The sequence below is a fragment of the Roseateles sp. PN1 genome, from assembly GCF_038419725.1.
GTDB lineage: Bacteria > Pseudomonadota > Gammaproteobacteria > Burkholderiales > Burkholderiaceae_C > Paucibacter_A.
Map to the genome: position 1 here is coordinate 1 of NZ_JBCARA010000015.1, position 19144 is coordinate 19144.

Sequence of the window (19144 nt, forward strand, 5' to 3'; positions counted from 1 at the left end):
ACAACGCCCAGATCACCGATCACCAGTTGCCCGACATCGACAACGCCGCCGCCCAGAACATCCAGCCGACCGGCACCGACGGAGCCCACAGTGAGGGTGTTGGTAACGCTCAATAGCGCGCCGCTGCCCCCCACCGCAGCCACGAAGCTGGAGTCTCCTGCCTGCCCCATCGTCATCCAATCCGACACTTGAACCTTGGCCCCGTTGGAGACGTTCAAGAGGCCTGCATTGCCGCTGACGCGCTGGGCTTTCAAGGTGGACCCAAGTCCTGTCGCTTCCAGCACGCCAAAGCCGCCAGTACCGTTTTCTCCTATGAAAAGATTGTTGATGTCGGCAGTCGCGCCCTTGCTGACCTGCATCAGCCCGTTGCCTTTGGTGCCCAGATAGAAGCCTATGCCTACCTTGAACAGCGTGCCTGTGTCCTTCACCGTGACGCTGGAGTTCACATTGGGCACGAAGCCGGGACCCATATTGCCTGTGGCAGTGAAGGTGCCACCGCCCGAAACGATCACATCGCTGTTGTTGTACAACACGCCGACAGTGCTGAAGCTCGATTTGGTGCCGTCCACCGTCAGCTTTGCAGTTCCGGTTCTTCCCATATTCACGGTCTGGCTGGAGGCGCTGGCGCCGGAGTCGATCAGCAAGGTGCCGGTGCCGACGTCGCCCAGGCTCAGATCTGTGCCGACGGCCAAGCTGCTGTCCGAGCCGCGCACATTGATGGTGCCGCTGCTGGATGGGAAGCCGCCGCCGAGGGCGAGGGAGCCCCCGGTGCTGTAAGTGCTGGCGGAATTGATCGTCAGGCTGACGTTCGAATTGGGGTCGTCGCCGATCGAGGTGGAGTCGAGACTCTTGTAGACGACCTTGTTGGACAGAGTCAGATCACGCTGCTGGTCCATGCCACCTGTGATGGTCATGCCGGCGGTGCCGCCGTCCCAGGTCTGGTTCGCGCTGATGACGAAGCCCGCTGCGTTGCCCCAATCGAACACCTGCTTATTGCTGCTTCTGTTGACGATGCCGTTGGTGAGCCCGATGTTGTTGCCCACGCCCTGCAGCGTGTAGGCACTCGCACCGGTCTCAAAGGAAATCTGGTTGTAGACGCGGTAGCCCAGGTCATTGACGACGACCAACCAGTTCGTATTGCCAAAGTGGAGGATGTCCCCTTCCGCCGGCTGGACGTTCTGGCCCTGCCAATTGCTGTTGAAGCTCATGCGGCTAGACCCCGCAGGATCACCGGCTGCTTTGTTGCCGCCAACCCAGACCAAGTCTCTGGCTTCGGCGAGACCCGTGCTGCACAGGGCGGCGATGGCCAAGCACAGCGGCAATGGGCGCGGCAAGTCGGTGGCCCTGGTTGAATGACGAAGGTGCAATGTTGGCTTGTTCATGTCGACTCCCTGGATAGAAACTGCTTGATTGGTGGCACGCGTGCCTGTGCCAATACCTGTGCTCTTGCGCGTGGTGGAGTGGCTCGGGCGCTGCGTTGAATGGGCAGGGTCTGCCTGCTTGGCTTCAACGAGCGCAAGTTTCAAATCTCGCAACTGCTCGCACAATCGGACCTTGGACCCAAGACTTGGTCTCGGGACCTACTCAGCCCCTGCGTCGGCTGCTAGAGTGAGCCGCATGAAACTCTTGCTCGTCGATGACCACCCCCTGGTGCGTGCCGGTGTCGTCGCCGCGTTGCAAAGCCTGGGGGCGCCGGAGCTGATCCTGGAGGCCAACGACGGAATCGCCGCCATGGACTGCCTGGCCAAGAACCCTGATGTGGACGCCGTGCTGCTGGACCTGCGTATGGCCGGCATGGCCGGCATGGCCTTGCTGGAGCAGCTCAAACGCCACCATCCGCTGCTGCCCAGCTTGGTGCTGTCGTCGTCGGAGGACCCTGCCGATGTGCGCCGCGTGCTCAAAGCCGGCGCACGTGGCTATTGCCCCAAGTCCGCCAGCCCAGCCACCTTGCTGGCGGCGCTAACGCTGGTGCTGGGCGGTGAGATCTATGTGCCGCCGCTGATGGCCATGGCGCCTGACGCCGGCCCGGCCGAGCCCAGCCTGGACGGCTTGACGCCACGCCAACGCGAAGTCTTGCAAGAGCTGTGCAACAGCAAATCCAACAAGGAAATTGCGCGCGAGTTGGGCATGGAGGAGAAGACCGTCAAGGGCCATGTATCGGCCATCTTCAAAGCTCTGGGTGTGGTGCACCGCCTGCAGGCCGTGGAGGCAGCCCGAGCGGCCGGCATGGTCAGTCAGACGATGTCGTACTGATCGCGATAGGCGTGTGAATAGGCCGCAAGGCCTGGGTAACTGCCGTGCGCAACTGCACTTGCGTGAGCGGCTTTTGCAGCAAGGTCAGCCCCTGGTCCAGCGCCTCCTCTGTGCGTGCAGTACTGGTGTCACCGCTGAGCAGCACGGCCGGGATATCGCTGTTGAACAGTTCGCGGAGCCGGGCAATCGCGCCGCTGCCGGTGTCGCCGCCGCCCAGGCGGTAGTCGCACAGCAGCAAGCGCGGCACAGCGCTCACGTCCATCAGCTGCGGCATCAACTCGTCCACATTGGAGGCGCCGATGACGCCCAGGCCCCAGGCCGACAGCAGGGTGCTCATGGCCTGCCGAATCTCGGCGCTTTCATCCAGCACGATGACCAACTCCCCGCCTAGCTGGGGCTGCGCGAGCGGGCTTGGCGGTGCAGCCGACCCCTCGTCGTGCGGCGCCAGCATGAGCGTGAACAAGCTTCCCCGGCCCGGCCGAGAGCGCAAGCGCAGCCTTAAGCCCAGCAGGCCAGACAAGCGATGAACAATCGCCAGCCCCAGGCCGAGGCCTTGACCCGACTCATGCAGTTGCACGAATTCATCAAACACCTCGGCGCGGCGCGCCCGGGCAATGCCCACCCCGCTGTCTGCGACCAGAAGTTCAATGCGGCCATGCCGCTGCCGGGCCCGTAGCAGCACGCCGCCCTGCGCGGTGTAACGCAGCGCATTGGAGAGCAGATTGCGCAGCACCCGTTCCAGCAAAGCTGGGTCGCTGCGCACCGTCAGCGCCGCCTGCGACGCCTTTGACGCCGGTGAGGCCTGTGCCCCTTCAGAAGGTGGAAGATCGCAAACAAAGCGCAGTCCCTTGGCCTGCGCTTGCAGGCTGTGGTCAGCCGACATACGGGTCAGCAGCGCGCGCAAATCCACCGTCTGCCACTGCGGTTGCAGCTGCTCGGCGTCCAGCTTGGAAATGTCCAACAAGGCGTTGAACATGGCCCCCATGGCATCAACGGCACTGCTCACATGCTGCAATATCTGCGCTGACTGCGCCGGATTAGAGTTTTGCTTCAGCGCTCCGACAAACAGCGAGAGCGCATGCACGGGCTGACGCAGATCATGGCTGGCAGCGGCCAAGAAGCGGCTGCGCGATTGGCTCAGTTTGACGGCCAAGTCCTTCTCCTGCTTCAAGCTTTCGCTCAGATGAGCGAGCTGATGAGCTTGGCGCAACGAGTCCCACAGCAGGCGCCGCAGGGAAACGGCAAAGTGAATGTAGAGCGTGGCGCCGAGTAGCAGCACGGCCAAGACGGCCCACGTGTCAATCGCGCCGTGCACCAGCACGGCCAACAACAGCCCCAGCAAGACCGGCCCCACCATGGCGAAATAGGCCGGCAAATAGGCGTGCAGCGAATGCAACGCAGCCGAACTGATGCCTATCATCCAAGCCCATAGCAACATGCGCTGTGCGTCGCTGCCACCAAGCCAAAAGATATGAATCGCCAGCAGCCACAGCAAACCGTTGATCCCTGAGGTGCGCGTCACCCGGCGCAGCCAGAGCGGCGCATTGCTGATCGTCAGCGGGGTGCGCAACCAGCGCAGGCCCAGCCAGAGGTGAAAGGCCATATTGACGAACTGCAAGCCTAGCCAGCAGGCCACCCAAGCCGGCGGCGCTGCCTTGTGCAGGCTGCCCGCAACCAACAGCGCCAGTACGAAATTGCCTACGGTCAGGCTCAGATCATTGCTGCGCAAGCGCTGCGCCACGTCCATTCGGACCAGGGCCTGCAGGCGCGTCTCTTCATCGATCGATATTGAGGTGGGTGTGGGCATGGGCTCGGCGCGGATTGTGCACGCTGGGCCCAAAAACCGCGACAACTGTGATGGAGCGGGCACCAAACCCTGGGAGGGCAATGTCGGATTTGACAGACTCGCAGGCAATAGGAAGAACGCCCCTTCCCTAACGAGCCCAAGATGCCGCCGTGGAAATGTCGAGCAAGCACTTCATCTGCGATGTGCATCCGCAATGAATGTTGTGGCGGTTGAAGGACTGCAGTTGGGCCGTGCGCCGTGCGCAGGGAGTGACAGCCTTAGGGCCATCAACTGTTTAGTGAATGCCGAGTGCGAATGTTCTTGGTGGGCAAATTGCCGGCGGATTCAAATGTCCGGAGGGTGCCCGTAGCAGTCGCTAGAAGGTAACGTCGGCAAGGGAAAGAAAACGAGCACTGCGGGGATGCGGACAAAAACTTGGACTGGTTATGCGGCGATGCCAACTTGTCGACGGTGCTGCGCCGGGCTGCGAAAGCCAAGTGAACTCTTAATCCGGACCTCGTTGTACCAGCGAATGTATGCATCCAACGCAGCAATGAACTCCTCGATGCTTGTCGAGAGCCAGTTGCGAGCGAAGAACATCTCGGTCTTGAGCCGACCGAAGAAGCCCTCGCATGCCGCGTTGTCCGGCGGGCATCCCTTGCGTGACATCGAGCGGACCAGCTTGGCGTCAGAGATTCGAGCTAGCCAGCCTGTCCATCGATAGTGGCCGCCCCGATCGGAATGCACCACCGGCCTCTCGCCACTTGCTGCGACCTTCTCGATCGCAGCGTCCAGCATCGTGTTGACCAACTCCGCGTTCGGCCGAGTGCCGATCGACCAACTCACGACCATGCCGTCGAAGCAATCAATCATCGGAGATAGATATACCTTGCCGGCCGGAATTTGGAACTCCGTGATGTCGGTGAGCCACTTCTCATTCGGCGCGCCGGCATTGAAGTCTCGGTTCAGCACGTTGTCGGGCGCTGGACTGATCTCGCCCATGTAGGAGCCATACCGACGGCGTTTGCTTGTCGCGGCGATCAAGCACTCCTGCTTCATCAGGCGGCGCACGACCTTCTCCGAGATACGCACGCACTGATCGCTCAACGACGCGTGGAGCCGCCGGTAGCCGTAGCAGCCATAGTTCTGCTCGAAGATGTTGGTCATCGCCTGACGTACGTCCGCGTACTTGTCATCCACCCCCAGCCGTGCCCGATGGTAGAAGTAGGAACTGCGCGGCAGTTCCACTTCGCACAGCAGTTCGGTCACCGTGTAGGTGGACCTCAGGGCATCAACCAGCAGCGTCTTCTCCCGGTTCGTCAGGCGCTGCTGATTGATGCCCAGCTCTTTTTTTAAGAGCTCATTCGCCTTCTTCAGCACGTCCTTCTCGAGCTGCAGCCGGCGAATGTCGTGTTGCAGCGTTTCGAGCTGTTGTGCCAAGTCTGCCCGGTCTGGGCTATCAAGGGCGCGTTGCTTGAGCTTCATGGATGCGGGTGCGTCGTGGCCGAGTAATTGATTCTTCCACTTGTACAGCGAGCCCCGCGACACGCCGACCTCGTCGGCGACTGCCTGCGCGCTGGCCGGGCGCGTGCACAAGGCAATCACTGCAGACTGCTTGGCTTCCGGCGCCAGTTCCTGCATTCGACCGACGACGCGCGTTGGCTGGGGGTGAAGCTCTTGCAGCCACGCGTGTAGCAATGACCGGCAGGGATAGCCCAGAGCCTTGACGGTCACAGCGATGCACCGGCCGTGCTCAAGGTAATGCTCGACAGCGCGCAGCCTATCCCCCTGAGAAAACTTTGCAGTCCTCTTGTAGCCGGCGCGTAGGTCTTGGCTCTGTTCGTACTCGCGGTACCAGGTCTTGAGCGCGTTCTTCGTCGGATATCCCAGCTGCCGAATGGTCAAGCCGACTCGCTTGCCCAGCTTGATGTACAGCTGCACTGCTCGAAGCCGATCCTCGTATGTGTACATGAACTACCTCCAGGTAGTCCAAGAAATCGTCCGCATCCCCCTTGGCTCAGTTTTCGGTCGGCGCCAACAGTAATGTCAATCGCCAGAGAGTGAAGAAGGCCCAGCGTCCCCTTATGTGTTTGGGCGACTTCTTGGCGGCGCAATTAATAGCGGATTAGCTAAACAATTGCAGAGCCAATTCTTAGGCAGCTTGGGTCACAGCACTGCGTCGACGTTTGGCCTCGTACATGCGCTGATCGGCGAGATCGATAAGGTCACTGAGTACTTGAGTGTCATGAGGACAGACGGCTCCGCCGATGCTGCTGCGCAAATGCAACAAGGTGCCTCGAAATTCCAAATGCCCCTCCAAATGCTTCTGATAGCGTTCGATCGCTGCAGACAAACCATCAACCTCCCGGAACGGCGTCAAGATGACAGCGAATTCGTCGCCACCGAGGCGGGCCACGGTATCTGTTTCCCGTGCGGCGGTACGCATCAAATGGCCAAAGGCGACCAATGCTGCATCTCCTGCCGCATGACCATATTGATCGTTGATCTGTTTGAGTCCATCCATGTCCACTGAGAGAATCGCCACGGCAGGTGCCATACGGCCAATTTGCATAACAGCAAGCCGCAACCGGTCCATAAACAGCGACCGATTAGGCAATCCTGTGAGGTGGTCATGAGTCGCTCGATAGAACAGGTCGTCCTTGCCATAACGCGTTGCCCAAAACATGGCAGCGCCAACGACGTTGGTGAGAAGTTCCAGTGTCTGCGCATCCTCTTCGCTGAAGACGGAGGGCCGAGCCGCCCCGGCCTTGAGAACACCGACAGTTTCCCCGGCGTGAGTTAGAGGGATGACAAGCAATGAACGCACGCCCACTCTGCGGCAAGCTTCAAGATCCACGCGTAGGTCGGTCTCGCTGTCTTCGCAGATCAACGAACGACCTTCTGAAAGGCAAGTGCCAGATAGGCTGCGGCCTCGCTTGACCCGAGAACCTAACTGAGCCGACATGGCACCGGAGACGGCTCTGTACACAAGGTCATCACCCTCTACCAACTCGATAACAGCCCCTTCGGCGTCGACCAGTTCCAAAGTCCGCGAAACGACGAGTGACATCAGGCCGCCCAGGTCGAGGCCCATTTGCGCAACTTCGCTGTGAATAGAAATGATCTTTAAGAGCTTTTTCTTATCAGGCATGACAACCTCAAGCCGGGCTATTCGAGTGACTCCCGAGTGCACCAAGGCCTGCCGGTGGCCATCTTTTTTTGTGAGTTTATGCCTTTTTGTGCGGCGAAAACAGCTCGTGCTGCAGACGCCACCATCCTGCCTCTCAACGGTCTGAATGTAGCGTCAGAAATTTGAAGCGCCTCGAAAAGTTGGGTGAACTGAAAGTTGCGCTCAAGCGTACTTTGGAGGGTTTTGCTGCAGGCGGATTCACCCCTCGCTGAGCGATCAATCCATGAGCATCTCGGAGAAGGTGGCGCGCCGTATGCTGAACCAGCGGTACTTGAATGCCTCGACAGGCAAGCGTCGACGATATGGCTCGTACATGGGTGACCTCAGTCCCGAACTAAACAACTTACTGAGCCGCGACTTCAGAGCCGCGGCACTAAACGAGAAGTGGCTGTCAATCGGTAGAAAGGGCCACCAACGCAACCTTCTGAAAACCAAATGGGCGATGAGTTGCTCGTCTTGAACCAATTCAAAGCTTCGGGATACGATTTCAAGTGATCCTGCTTCGACAAGAGGCCACGAAACGCGTTGGCATGGGCTGACTAAAATCGGCAGCGTGTAACTTGCTGCACTGCGCCATACACTACTCGAAGGTCGTGGCGGTCCGCGGTGCATGCTACTTAGGTCAAGTCATTTCAAGTGGGACCGCGCCACTCCGAGGCTATTTGGACTACTTACAAAGGAGTTTGCACATGAGAACTATTGCCATGTCCATTTTCTTGGATTCGGAATTTGGCGCCGATACCGAGCTTCCTAAAGCGGGCGGCTCGCTGGAGCACCCATTGGTGTTTGACAGCGCAGCGCGTGATTTCCATGCGCTCGCGCTGCAAGGGCGAGTGGAGATACTGCAGGCACATATGATTTATGTTGGCGGAGAGCCCATGATCGACAGTCTTCGCTTCAGGCGCCTCAATTGACGTATTTTTGTTTCGAAGCGGCGCATGGTCGACGATTGAGCGCAGAGACAAGAAGGTAACAAGCAAGGGCGCCTACCCACGGCTGCTAGCTAGGCCACGCTATAACTTGAAGGCTTGAACCGCAGCATCCATTTGTTCAGCCTGAATCCGCAAAGATTCGGCCGAAGCGGCTGATTGCTCGGTGACATTCGCGGAAAAACGCAAATAGGAAGCTAGGCGGTGGCGGCAGGCAGGGCAAAACTGAATTCGGTGCCCTCACGCAAGGCCGACCTGACGTCGATTCGGCTGCCATGTAATACCAAGATGCGCTTGACGATGGCCAAGCCCAAGCCGGCTGTGGCGCTCGGCGTTGCTGCATCGGCGCTCTTGATGCCGTCGCGCTTGCTCCAGTAGCGCTCGAATATGTAGGGCAAATCCTGAGAGGCGATGCCTTGCCCGTTGTCTCTGACGCAAACGACGATCTCTTCGCCCTTGCTTTGCAAGGTCAGCTCGACGCGGCCCTGTGCCGGTGTATGGCGCAAGGCGTTCTCGACCAGGTTCTGCAGTACGCGCTCGATCAGCCGTATATCGGCCAGCACCTTCGCTTGCCGGTCGATCTCGGGGGCTAGGCACAACAGCACGCCGCGCTGCTGGGCGCTCAGTTGCTGGCTTTGCACCACATCGTTAAGCAGGTCGGCCATACAAAACGGTTCTAGCTGCGCTTGCGCCTGACCGGATTCCAGCCGCGCCAACTCAAACAGCTCGGCCACCCGCCGGCTTAAGCGTTGGCAATGTGACATGCTGGTCTGCAGATACTGCTGACGCAGCTCGGGTGAGAGCTTGTCACCACCCAGCAGCAAGGTCTCGACATAGCCCTGGATATTGGCAATCGGTGTGTGCAGATCATGGGTGATGTTGCTGAGCAATTCGCGCCTGAGTCTGTCGCCTTCTTCGAGCAAGTGGAACTGCTGCTGCACCCGCTCTTGCAGCAAGCCCGCCGCCTGCGAGACCAGATCGATTTCGTCTTGAACCGCTTGAGGGCCCAGCAAGCGCGCTCCATCAGGTTGGCGAAACGCCTCCATTTGCGCGGCCAGCCGGCGCAGGCGGCCAGTGATAGTCATCTGCAGCGCCACGATGGTCAAACCAACCAAGGCGATGGCCGTCAGCGTGAGGCCCCACGCCGGCCCGAACTGACTTTCCCCCAAGTTATGTGCGCGAATCTCGCTGGCCGCCGCTCCGCGCAACACCACATAAAGGTAGCCCTGCACGTTGCCTGCATCAGGCAGGGCGGCGATTGAAACCAAGTTGGGCTGCCCAGGCAAGCGCGGGTCATCGCCGTAGATCGGCAATTGCAATGCGCCGCCGGATGGAGACGCTAGCAGTGGGCGTACTGCGCCTAAGTCAACTTGCTGCATGACCGGCCCGGGGCCGGATGCCGGCAGGCTGTGCTGCAGCACCCGTCCTTGAAGATCCAGAAGATAGGCTTCGAGAGCTGGGTGAATTAGTCCGATATACATGGCGGTGTCGGCCAGGGCACCGCTGCGGACCAGGCCTTGCGCGTCGATCATCGGCTTTGCCTGGCGGTCCGCAATATAGCGGGCCAGCTTGAGGTTTTGCCACTGGTCATAGGCATCTTGCCGGCGCTGCGCCAGGGCATCCTGCCAGTACAACATTCCGCCGCACAGGAGCGTCAAGCCCAGCACCACCACCAGCGCCAGGCGCAGGTCTAGGCGGCGCCACCAGGGCAGTACCGAGCTACTCATGAGAAAAAAACTCCGGGCCATCCCAGGTGCTTCTCCCCCACCCCTCGGAAGGTGGACGCCGGAGGGCGGTAGCTATGGGGGCGCTCATGCTTGCACCTCAAAACGGTAACCGACGCCCCAGACGGTCTGGATATAGCCTTCGCCTAGTTTGTTACGCAGGCGGTTGATGTGGGTGTTGACAGTATGGTCATATCCATCGTGCCCATAGCCCCAGACCTGATCCAGCAGCTCGGCCCGGCTGAAGGCCCGCAGCGGCTGGCGGGCGAAATGCCAGAGCAGATCGAACTCGCGCGGTGTCAACACCAACTCGGCCTGGCCCAACCACGCTCGCCGCTGCACCCGGTGGATGTGCAAACCACCGGCCCGGACGTCAACTGGCTCCGACGATGCGGGCGTTTCGGCGGAGCCCGGCGTCATCGGTTGGCCCATGCGGCGCCACAGCGCGCGAATGCGGGCCTGTAACTCCAGCACGCTGAAAGGCTTGGTCAGGTAGTCGTCGGCACCCAACTCCAGACCCAACACCCGGTCAAGCTCCGAGTTACGGGCCGTCAACATCAGGATGGGCACGCTATTCCCCCGTTCGCGCAAGGCCCGGCAGATATCCAATCCGCCCATGCCGGGCAGGCGCAGATCCAGCACGATGGCGGCCCAGGGGCCGGCATCAATCGCGCTGTTCAAGCCGTCAAGGCCATTGCCCAGGCACAAGACTTGATCCGCCAACTCGCTCAGGTGCAGGTGCAGCAGCGCGGCAATATCGGGTTCATCCTCCACCACCAAGATGCGGCGAGGCGGGCCGGCTGGGCGCGTCGCCTCGGGCACAGGTAGAGAAGAAAGCTGCAGGGGCATTGTTTGGAATCCGGTAAAGCTCTGAACCCGTATTAGGCCGCCAAAGCCGGAGCAAGTCTTCACAAAAGAATCACAAGACACACAAGACATCGAGCGCGCCAAGAATCGCTTAGCTTTTCGTTATCAAAGCGTGATTCTTTAAGCGCTTGTGGTTCCTAGCATGGCCTGACCGATTGAGGCATGCACTGCGCCACATCCGGTCAAAAAGCTCCTCGACTACACCTCAGCTCAAGAAAGCACTGTCATGTTCAAACTCACTTTATCTCGCCAAGCCACACCCGTCTTCTTTGCACTCAGCGCGGTGGGCGCCAGTTCGCTCGCCCAAGCAGCCATGGTCGACATCAAGGTCAACGTGCAAAACTTGGCCCCAGTCAACAGCGTTAGCTTCGCGCCGCTACATGTTGGCTTCCACAGCGGCAGTTTTGATGCCTTCAATCTCGGTCAGGTGTCGACCGCAGCGATTCAATCCATCGCCGAAGGCGGCAGTGGCACCGCTTGGCAAGCGGCTTTCGCGGCGGCTGACCCGACCGCCACCCGCGGCACCGTGGGCAGCCTGTTGCAACCTGGCGAAACCCGCAGCCTCAGCTTCAGCGTGGATACGGCGCTGAACCCCTTCTTCAGTTTCGGGGCCATGGTGGTGCCGAGCAACGACTTCTTCATTGGCAATGACTCGCCCACCGAATACCGCTTGTTCAACGCGCAAGGCGGGCTGCAACTGGGCGCCATCACGATCAAGGCGCGGGAAATTTGGGACGGCGGCTCTGAGGTCTTCGACCCCACCGCTGCCGCCTTCGTCGGCAGCAACGCCCTGCGTACCGACCAGGGCGGCGTGGTCAATTTCAACTTCGCCGAGCTTGCCGGTTTCAACGGTTTGGCAACAGGTGCCGGCTATGTCTTCAACAGCCAGCTGGGTTTCGAAAGCGAGGTCTATCGCATCAGCTTTGAGAGCATCACCGCCGTACCCGAACCACAAAGCTATGCCTTGATGGCCGCCGGCCTGTTGGCACTCGGCGGGCTAGTGCGTCGACGCGGAGCCGCGCGGGGCTAAAGGGTTGGCAGGGCTGGTCGGTTGCTGCGCGCCAGCTAGTATTACTCGAGCCGGCGCATCAGCATCAACCTGCTGGCCAGCGCCAAGAAGACCCGCATGGGCGGCAAAGCATTTTGGGACGAAGCCGAAGCTGTGGTTGTGCCCAATGTCGGTTTTGTGGAGACCAAGCTTGCGACTGCTGTGCCTGCTTTGCCTTGTCTATCTGTAGGCTTAGGGCCTGCATAGGAAGACTGCAATGGGCACAGAGCAGCCGGACGTCAAGGTCATTCGCGTCCAGCCTTTATCAAGCAGCTGATGGCCCAGAATGAAATGAGGGCCTGAAGAGATTGGCCGTTGCGAGTCGGCTCAAACGCAGGGTTGTGCCGTGCAAGCGTGGTCCCAAGCTGAGAATTCAAGACTCGCGGCGAGCTACACATATGAAGTTCAGAACAGAGTTCTGAAGACCGCAAAGCCGATCGCTGTCACCCAGAACACAAGCTCGACAATCGATAGCTTCCAAATCGCCCGCAATGACAAGAAGCGATTCACTACCCCTGGTCCGCGAACCCGTCAGTTTGCTGCACTGAAAGCGGACCATGGCCAATGACCGCCTACCGACGAGGTCCAGGGCCAAAGATGCTCAGTCAGGACGATTTCTCTGGGCACGAAGCGATCCCTTATGCTCCCCAAGCATTTACCGAAGCAAGGATATCGTGCCGCGCTGGGTTTACGCCACGCTAGCTGACGACTGAACCGGTTGAAGTCCACTTGCGCAACCTTGACTCAGGTCAAGACCACATTCCGCGCAGCCACATATGGTGGCCGAATGTTTACGCGCGTTCGCAGCTTGGTCGGGAAACTGGCCCTTATTCAAACCAGCTTTCTGCTGGTAGCACTCGCCTCGATCGCTTTCACCTTATGGGTGTCTTGGCAGTTAGAAGGTGGTGCCGGTGCCATCAATGAGGCTGGTCGCATGCGCATGCTCAGCTACCGGATGACGCTGTCGCATACGGAGGAGCGAGCACATCAGTTGCAAGAAGACGTGCGCAACTTTGACGCGATGGTGGACGGCCTGCGTAAGGGTGATGCGCAAAGGCCTTTGTTCGTGCCGGACACTGCTGACTGCAGTGATCGCCTGGCCTTGGTTGAAAACCAATGGCCCATCTTCCGCGCCAGTCTTTTGGGCCCAACTGATGCGGGAGAACTGCGCCAACAAGCCGATGCATTTGTTGCGAAGGTGGACGAACTGGTGGGGGCGATAGAGCACACCATTGCGGCGCGCACCGCCATATTGGGCGCGCTTTGCTTCGGCCTTGTGGTGCTGGTCGTGGCAGCCTCGGTGGCTTTTGTTTCTGGGGCTTTTGTCTGGATCATTCAGCCTCTGCAGCGACTTCGCGATGGCTTACAGCAGATGGGCGCAGGCAATTTGGCGGCGCGTGTGGACGAGCAGTCGCCGGTTGAAGAGTTCACTAGCTTGGCCAAGGGCTTCAATCACATGGCTGTTGCTTTGCAGCAGGCCTATGCTGGGCTAGAAGGCAAAGTCAAAGAGAAGACAGCGCACTTGGCCCAGCAAAATGAACGCCTGGAAGCCTTGTATGACGTGGCCCAGATGTCAGGCCTCACGGATCAGACCCTTGAGACCCTGGCGCACTCATTCGCTGAAAAACTCGCTCGCATTGCACGTGCAGATGCCTGCGCGGTGCGCTTGGCGGCTGAAGATGGCGAGCGCCTGTTGCTACTCGGCCAAGCCTCTTTGCCGCAAACCATGATTGATGCGGAGCGCTGTCTCCGCAAAGGCGAATGTGCTTGTGGCGCCACGCTGCAAGCCTCGCCGCAGCCCCCCACAGGCCCCAAGGTGATTGCCATTCAGGCCTTGCCGACCCCCAAGCTGGGCCATTGCGAAGCTGCGGGCTTTCAAAGCGTGATTTCCATTCCGATGCGGGCCGGCGCTCGCTTGGTGGGTGAGGTGGAATTGTTTTTCAGCAGCGTACGCCGCCTGAGTGAATCGGAAGGCGTGTTGTTGGATGCCCTGGTCGGCCAGTTCGGGGTGCAGGTCGACAACCTCCGCTTGGTTTCGCGCGACCGCGAAATGGCGGTATCGGAGGAGCGCAATCTGCTGGCTCAGGAATTGCATGACTCCATCGCCCAGGTCTTGGCGTTTTTGAAGATCCAAGTGCAGCTGCTACGAAGTGCCATGAGCAAGAACCGACCCGAGCAAATCGAACTCACGGTGGACGAAATCGATGCCGGGGTGAAGGAGTGTTACGCCAATGTGCGGGAGCTGCTGGTGCACTTCCGCACCCGGCCCGGCCACGAAGACATTGAACATGCCCTGCGCAACACCCTGAGCAAGTTCGAGCGCCAAAGCGGGCTCAGCACCCATCTGAGCCTGCAAGGCGACGGCCTCCCCCTGCCCCCCGATGCCCAAATTCAAGTCCTGCACATCATCCAGGAAGCCTTGTCCAATGTGCGCAAGCATGCACAGGCCGATCATGTCTCGCTGCGGGTTGAGCAGCTGCCGCGCTGGACTTTTGAGGTGCAAGACAACGGCAGCGGATTCCAGCGCCTGCCGCCTGACGATAGTCATATCCATGTGGGACTACAGATCATGCGTGAGCGTGCCCAACGCATAGGTGCGCAGCTCAGCATTGACAGCCCACCCGAAGGGGGCACCCGTGTGCGCCTGCAACTGCCCATGCAAAGCGCATTCACCAGCAGCAAAGCTGAGCTGTCCTTGGATGCCTCGGCCCAGCAGAACCAACAGTCCCCTACCCTGACATGAAGCCCATTTCCGTCCTGGTCGTCGATGACCACACCCTGTTTCGCCGTGGCCTGATCGCTTTGCTCAAGCAGGAAGAAGGCGTGGTGGTACTGGGTGAAGCGGCCGACGCCAGTGAGGCCTTGAGCGCGGCCCTGACTCTGCAGCCCGATTTGATCTTGCTGGACAACCACATGCCCGGCATGCGCGGCGTGGACCTGCTGCCTGAGTTGCGTCGCAAGGTGCCCGGCGCCCGGGTGTTGATGTTGACCGTTAGCGAAGATGAACAAGACCTCAGCGAAGCACTACGCAACGGTGCCCAAGGTTATCTGCTGAAAACGGTGGACGGTGAGGATTTGGCTGCGACCCTGATACGGACCATGCGCGGTGAATCGGTGGTCAGCCCCGAGATGTCGCACAAGCTGCTCAATGCCTTCCGCAGCAGCGCCGCAGCAGTTGCGCCCGCAGCATGCACAGACCCTGACCGGGTCGAGCCCTTGCCCTTGTCGCCCCGCGAGTTAGAAATCCTGCGCGAACTCACCCGGGGCTCAAGTAACAAGGAAATCGCACGGCAACTGAGCATCGCCGAGCCCACGGTCAAGATCCATGTTCAGCACATCTTGCGCAAACTGGGGGTGAGCTCCCGAGTGCAGGCGGCAGTTTGGGGTAGTGAGCGCGGCATGGTCGCTTGAACGCGGCGAGATTTCATTTCTCGCTTGGCACGAGGTGTTCGCGCCAATCTTTGTTCTTAATGCAGTTCAAGAAACCGTATTAATGACATTGACCATCGCCTCGACCAGCGGGCAGTATCCAAAAACTCAAGCTTTCGCACGGGCGTTCACTGAGATGCCACACGAACAGCGAACGTAGTTTTTAGCCCTAGACCAGAGGGATGCTCATGAAAATCACCCACTTGCCGCTGCGCGTATTGCTCGGCGCCGGTTTCGGAGCCATGATCCTTTTGTTAGTGGTCTCGATTGGATTGGCCTCGACGCGGATGCAAGCTCTCGGCGAAGTCAGCCGGACCATGATTCAGCAAGACTGGGTCAAGGCTGAAGCCGCCAACATCGTCAACGCAACTACCCGTGCCAATGCGCGGCGAACGATGGAGCTTTTGATCGCTACCGATGCGGGACAGCGGGATCGGATCAATGTGGACATTGCTGCCAACAAGAAGAAGATTGACCAAGCCCTGTCGCAATTGAATGAGCTGGTGCAACGTCCCGACGGCAAAGCGCTCCTGGCCACCATCGTCGAGAGACGGGGCCGATTTGTGAAGGCCTTCACTCGCGTGGCCAGCTTGGTGGCCGAGGGGCGGCGCGACGAGGCGGTCAGAGTGATGAATCAAGAAACCCTGCCCGCCATCGATGACTTGCAGCAGCCCATCAATGCCTTGGCCGACCTGCAGCGCCAGATCGTCACCGACAAAGGCAATGAGATGGCGGCAAGCATCAGCTTTACCGTCAAAGTTCTGGCCATGCTTGGTCTTGTTGGTGCAGTTTTCGCGGTCGTGGTGGCCATGGTGGTGTACCGCGCCATCGCCTTGCCGATGCGCCATGCAGTCTCACTCGCTCAATCAGTGGCGGCAGGCGATCTCAGCCGTCATATCGAGCTCGGGGGGAATAACGAGACGGGGCAGCTTTTGCAAGCGCTGGCACTGATGAACGCCAGCCTGACGCGCATGGTCGGCCAGGTCCACCAAGGTAGCGAGGCGATCTCAACGGCCACCGGCGAAATCGCCGCCGGCAATCTCGACCTTTCGCAACGCACCGAGGAGCAGGCGGCTGCATTGCAGCAGACGGCGGCCTCGTTACAGGAACTCGCTGGCACGGTCAAAGAAAATTTCGAGTCTGGCCGTCATGCCAACGAACTGGCCTCATCCGCCGCCGCCGTGGCAGCCAAGGGCGGCGCTGTGGTCGGCCGGGTGGTGGACACCATGGAGGCGATTGCCGGCTCCTCACGCCGCATCGGCGACATCATCGGCGTGATTGATGGCATTGCTTTTCAAACGAACATCTTGGCACTCAACGCGGCGGTCGAGGCGGCACGTGCCGGTGAGCAGGGGCGCGGCTTTGCCGTGGTGGCCAGCGAGGTGCGCAGCCTGGCCGGGCGCTCGGCCACCGCAGCCCGTGAGATCAAGGGCTTGATCGCCGCATCGGTGGGCAATGTCAATGAAGGCTGTCGCCTGGTCGAACAGGCTGGCAGCACCATGGACGAGATTGTGGTCAGCGTGCGCCGAGTGGCCGATCTGATGAGCGAAGTGACGCAAGCCAGTGAAGAGCAGACCAGCGGCATCGCCCAGATCAACCAGGCCATGGGGCAGATGGATCAGGTGACGCAAGGCAATGCCGCGCTGGTAGAAGAAGCCGCTTCGGCCGCCGAATCGCTGGCCGCTCAGGCCCATGCGCTGGTGCGTCTGGTCAGCGTGTTCCGCTTGGATCCAAGCGCCCGCTCTTAAGCGCAGCCGCACTGCCCTCCCCCACCGAAGGAGCCAGCGATGAGCTATTTCAAATGGGCCAGCGATATGGTGATCGACGACGGCCCCATCGATCAGGATCACCTGCACCTGGTGCAGTTGGTCAACGATTTGCACAGCGCCACCAGTGAGGGGCAAGGCAAAGAAGTAGTCGGCCAAATCCTGGATCAGTTGCTGGCCTACACCGCCGAACATCTGTCCCGTGAAGAGCAGCTGATGCGGGCTGCAGGCTTCCCGAACCTGGAACGCCACCAGCAAGGCCACGCCAAATTCATCGCCCAGTTGCATGCACTCAAACAGCGCTACGACGGCGGCAGCCTGGCAGTCGCTGCCCAGTTGTCTGCCGTGCTGCGTGATTGGTTGTCTCTGCACATTCGGCGTTCGGACAAAGAGCTTTTGGCCTATCTCAAGCAAAAGTCCCAGCGCTGAATCTCAGGCGGATCTTGCGCGCCTCTCCATAAGCTTCATTTTAAATATTGCTTTTGACGGAAATTCCCGAGACAATAGTTGCATTAAAAATGCAACTTATAGGAATCGACATGAATTCCGTCTCCACCCCCACTGCCGCCGCTGCCATCATCGATGTACGCCAGATCCCGCCATCTCAGCGCCACGGCCTGATCTTTCAGCACTTTGAAAGTCTGCCCATTGGCGCGTGGTTCGACCTGCATAGCGACCATGAGCCGCTGCCGCTAAAGCAGCAATTCCAAGCCCTCTGGCCGGGCCAGTTTGATTGGGAAGTGCTGGAAGGCGGGCCGCAGCAGTGGCGCCTGCGCATTGGCCGACGCCCCGCCGGCAAGAGCTGCTGCGGATGCTGCAGCGGCGGCGCGAACTGATCCCGGCCGTGCACAGAGGTCGCCATGAGTAAGGTATTCCTGCAATTGCAAGAGCCGCCCCTGCGGCGCCGGCCAGGCGAAGGCCTGGCCCTTTGGGACTTGGGCTTTCGCCCTTTCTATTTGCTGGCGGCCACGCTCGCATTGCTGTCCGTGCCTTTGTGGGCGCTGCAATTCAGTGGCTTGCTGGGTCATGGCGGCCTGCGCGGCTCGGCCTGGCATGCTCATGAGATGGTGTTCGGCTACGCGCTGGCCATCATCATCGGCTTTCTGTTTACGGCCGGTCGCAACTGGTCGGGCCAGCCTACACCGACTGGCCGGCCGCTGATGGGCTTGGCTGCTCTTTGGGTGTTGGCCCGTGTGCTGGTGCTCTCGCCTTGGCTTTGGGCTTCGCTGCTGGTCAATGTGGCCGTGCCGTGGCTGGCGGCATGGGGGCTTTGGCGGGCTTTGCACGCCGGTGGCAACAGGCGCAACTACTTCTTTGTCGGCTTGCTGCTGGCCATCGGCCTGGCCACCGCGGCCCTGCATCTGAGTGAGTTGGGCCTCTTGGCGCAGCTGCCCCTGCCGGCGGCGCTGGCCCGCGGTTTGGGTCTGCCCTTGGCATTGGATCTGCTGCTCTTCATCATCGCGGTGATGGCCGGGCGCGTATTGCCCATGTTCTCCAACAACGGCGTGCCCGGCATGAATGCCCGGCGCGACGACCGGGTGGAGCGTGCCGCCCTGGGCAGCGTCTTGCTGCTCGCAGCTGGCGATGCTGTGGGCCTGAGTGGGCCGGCCATGCTGCTGCCCCTGCTTGCGGCCCTCGTCGCCCATGGCTGGCGCTTTGCGCTGTGGCAGCCCTGGAAGACCCTGCGCAACCCTCTGGTCTGGGTGCTGCACGCGGCCTACGCATGGCTGCTGCTGCATTTGGCCCTGCGCGCGGCGGCGGCGCTGCAATGGCTGCCGGCCTCGCTAGCCACCCATGCCCTCACAATTGGCCTGATTGGCCTGATCACCCTGGGCATGATCACCCGCACCGCACTGGGCCACACCGGCCGGCCCTTGAAGGCCGGCCCCATTGAGACCGCCGCCTACCTGGCCATGTTGGCCGCGGCCCTGCTGCGCGTCTTTCTGCCGCTGCTGATCCCGGCCGCCCTGCTGCAAGCGGTTTGGCTTTCCGCCGCACTCTGGGCCACGGCATTCGCTCTGTATTTGTGGCGTTATGGGCCCATGCTGCTGCGCCCGCGCATCGACGGCCTGCCCGGCTGAGCACTGATGTAAGCCCAAGATGCAAGTCACGCCCGCAGGCTTTGGAGCCTAGGCTGCGACGCTCCCACTTT

15 protein-coding genes are annotated in these 19144 nt (G+C 60.5%); 9 read left to right on the top strand and 6 right to left on the bottom strand.

All coding sequences use genetic code 11. From position 1 onward, the window contains the following. A partial coding sequence (locus AABB87_RS19805) for a hypothetical protein (protein WP_341973013.1) occupies positions 1–1334 on the bottom strand: 1334 nt, incomplete at its 3' end. Positions 1335–1617: 283 nt separating this feature from the next. Between AABB87_RS19805 and AABB87_RS19810 the strand changes: the two genes are divergently transcribed. Continuing rightward, positions 1618–2253, top strand: coding sequence for a response regulator transcription factor (locus AABB87_RS19810; RefSeq protein WP_341973014.1), 636 nt, complete (start codon positions 1618–1620; stop codon positions 2251–2253). On the opposite strand, the gene AABB87_RS19815 is transcribed toward AABB87_RS19810, so the two are convergent. From AABB87_RS19815 to AABB87_RS19825, 3 genes are all read right to left on the bottom strand, one after another. Continuing rightward, the gene (locus AABB87_RS19815) at positions 2231–4060 is read right to left on the bottom strand and encodes an ATP-binding response regulator (protein WP_341973015.1); all 1830 of its coding nucleotides are present in this window, start codon (positions 4058–4060) and stop codon (positions 2231–2233) included. The genes AABB87_RS19810 and AABB87_RS19815 overlap by 23 nt on opposite strands. Before the next feature lie 423 nt (positions 4061–4483). Continuing rightward, on the bottom strand, positions 4484–6010 hold the full coding sequence (locus AABB87_RS19820; RefSeq protein ID WP_341973016.1) for an IS3 family transposase: 1527 nt from the start codon (positions 6008–6010) through the stop codon (positions 4484–4486). Between the two features lie 181 nt (positions 6011–6191). Then, on the bottom strand, positions 6192–7190 hold the full coding sequence (locus AABB87_RS19825) for a GGDEF domain-containing protein (protein ID WP_341973017.1): 999 nt from the start codon (positions 7188–7190) through the stop codon (positions 6192–6194). A 728-nt stretch (positions 7191–7918) separates the two neighbouring features. On the opposite strand from AABB87_RS19825, the gene AABB87_RS19830 reads away from it, so the two are divergent. Further along, positions 7919–8143: a hypothetical protein gene (locus AABB87_RS19830; RefSeq protein WP_341973018.1), complete on the top strand. Its 225-nt coding sequence runs from the start codon at positions 7919–7921 to the stop codon at positions 8141–8143. A gap of 212 nt (positions 8144–8355) precedes the next feature. Here AABB87_RS19830 and AABB87_RS19835 read toward each other — a convergent pair whose 3' ends face one another. Beyond that, positions 8356–9885 (bottom strand): sensor histidine kinase, encoded by a 1530-nt coding sequence (locus tag AABB87_RS19835; protein ID WP_341973019.1) that lies wholly within the window; start codon positions 9883–9885, stop codon positions 8356–8358. An 84-nt stretch (positions 9886–9969) separates the two neighbouring features. Further along, positions 9970–10731 (bottom strand): response regulator transcription factor, encoded by a 762-nt coding sequence (locus AABB87_RS19840; RefSeq protein ID WP_341973020.1) that lies wholly within the window; start codon positions 10729–10731, stop codon positions 9970–9972. A gap of 244 nt (positions 10732–10975) precedes the next feature. Here AABB87_RS19840 and AABB87_RS19845 point away from each other — a divergent pair, with 244 nt between their 5' ends. The 7 genes from AABB87_RS19845 to AABB87_RS19875 all read left to right on the top strand — a co-directional run bounded on the left by AABB87_RS19845 (position 10976) and on the right by AABB87_RS19875 (position 19073). Beyond that, positions 10976–11779, top strand: coding sequence for a spondin domain-containing protein (locus AABB87_RS19845; RefSeq protein ID WP_341973022.1), 804 nt, complete (start codon positions 10976–10978; stop codon positions 11777–11779). Between the two features lie 805 nt (positions 11780–12584). Beyond that, positions 12585–14540 (top strand): type IV pili methyl-accepting chemotaxis transducer N-terminal domain-containing protein, encoded by a 1956-nt coding sequence (locus AABB87_RS19850; RefSeq protein ID WP_341973023.1) that lies wholly within the window; start codon positions 12585–12587, stop codon positions 14538–14540. Further along, complete coding sequence (locus AABB87_RS19855; protein ID WP_341973024.1) at positions 14537–15208, top strand: response regulator transcription factor; 672 nt, start codon at positions 14537–14539, stop codon at positions 15206–15208. The genes AABB87_RS19850 and AABB87_RS19855 overlap by 4 nt, the downstream gene beginning before the upstream one ends. 206 nt (positions 15209–15414) lie before the next feature. Continuing rightward, positions 15415–16974, top strand: coding sequence for a methyl-accepting chemotaxis protein (locus AABB87_RS19860; protein ID WP_341973025.1), 1560 nt, complete (start codon positions 15415–15417; stop codon positions 16972–16974). 39 nt (positions 16975–17013) lie between these two features. Continuing rightward, on the top strand, positions 17014–17421 hold the full coding sequence (locus AABB87_RS19865; RefSeq protein WP_341973026.1) for a bacteriohemerythrin: 408 nt from the start codon (positions 17014–17016) through the stop codon (positions 17419–17421). Positions 17422–17531: 110 nt separating this feature from the next. Further along, positions 17532–17828, top strand: a complete 297-nt coding sequence (locus AABB87_RS19870; RefSeq protein ID WP_341973027.1) for a DUF2249 domain-containing protein — start codon at positions 17532–17534, stop codon at positions 17826–17828. A 24-nt stretch (positions 17829–17852) separates the two neighbouring features. Beyond that, positions 17853–19073, top strand: coding sequence for an NnrS family protein (locus tag AABB87_RS19875; RefSeq protein ID WP_341973028.1), 1221 nt, complete (start codon positions 17853–17855; stop codon positions 19071–19073). The last annotated feature ends 71 nt before the right edge of the window (positions 19074–19144 follow it).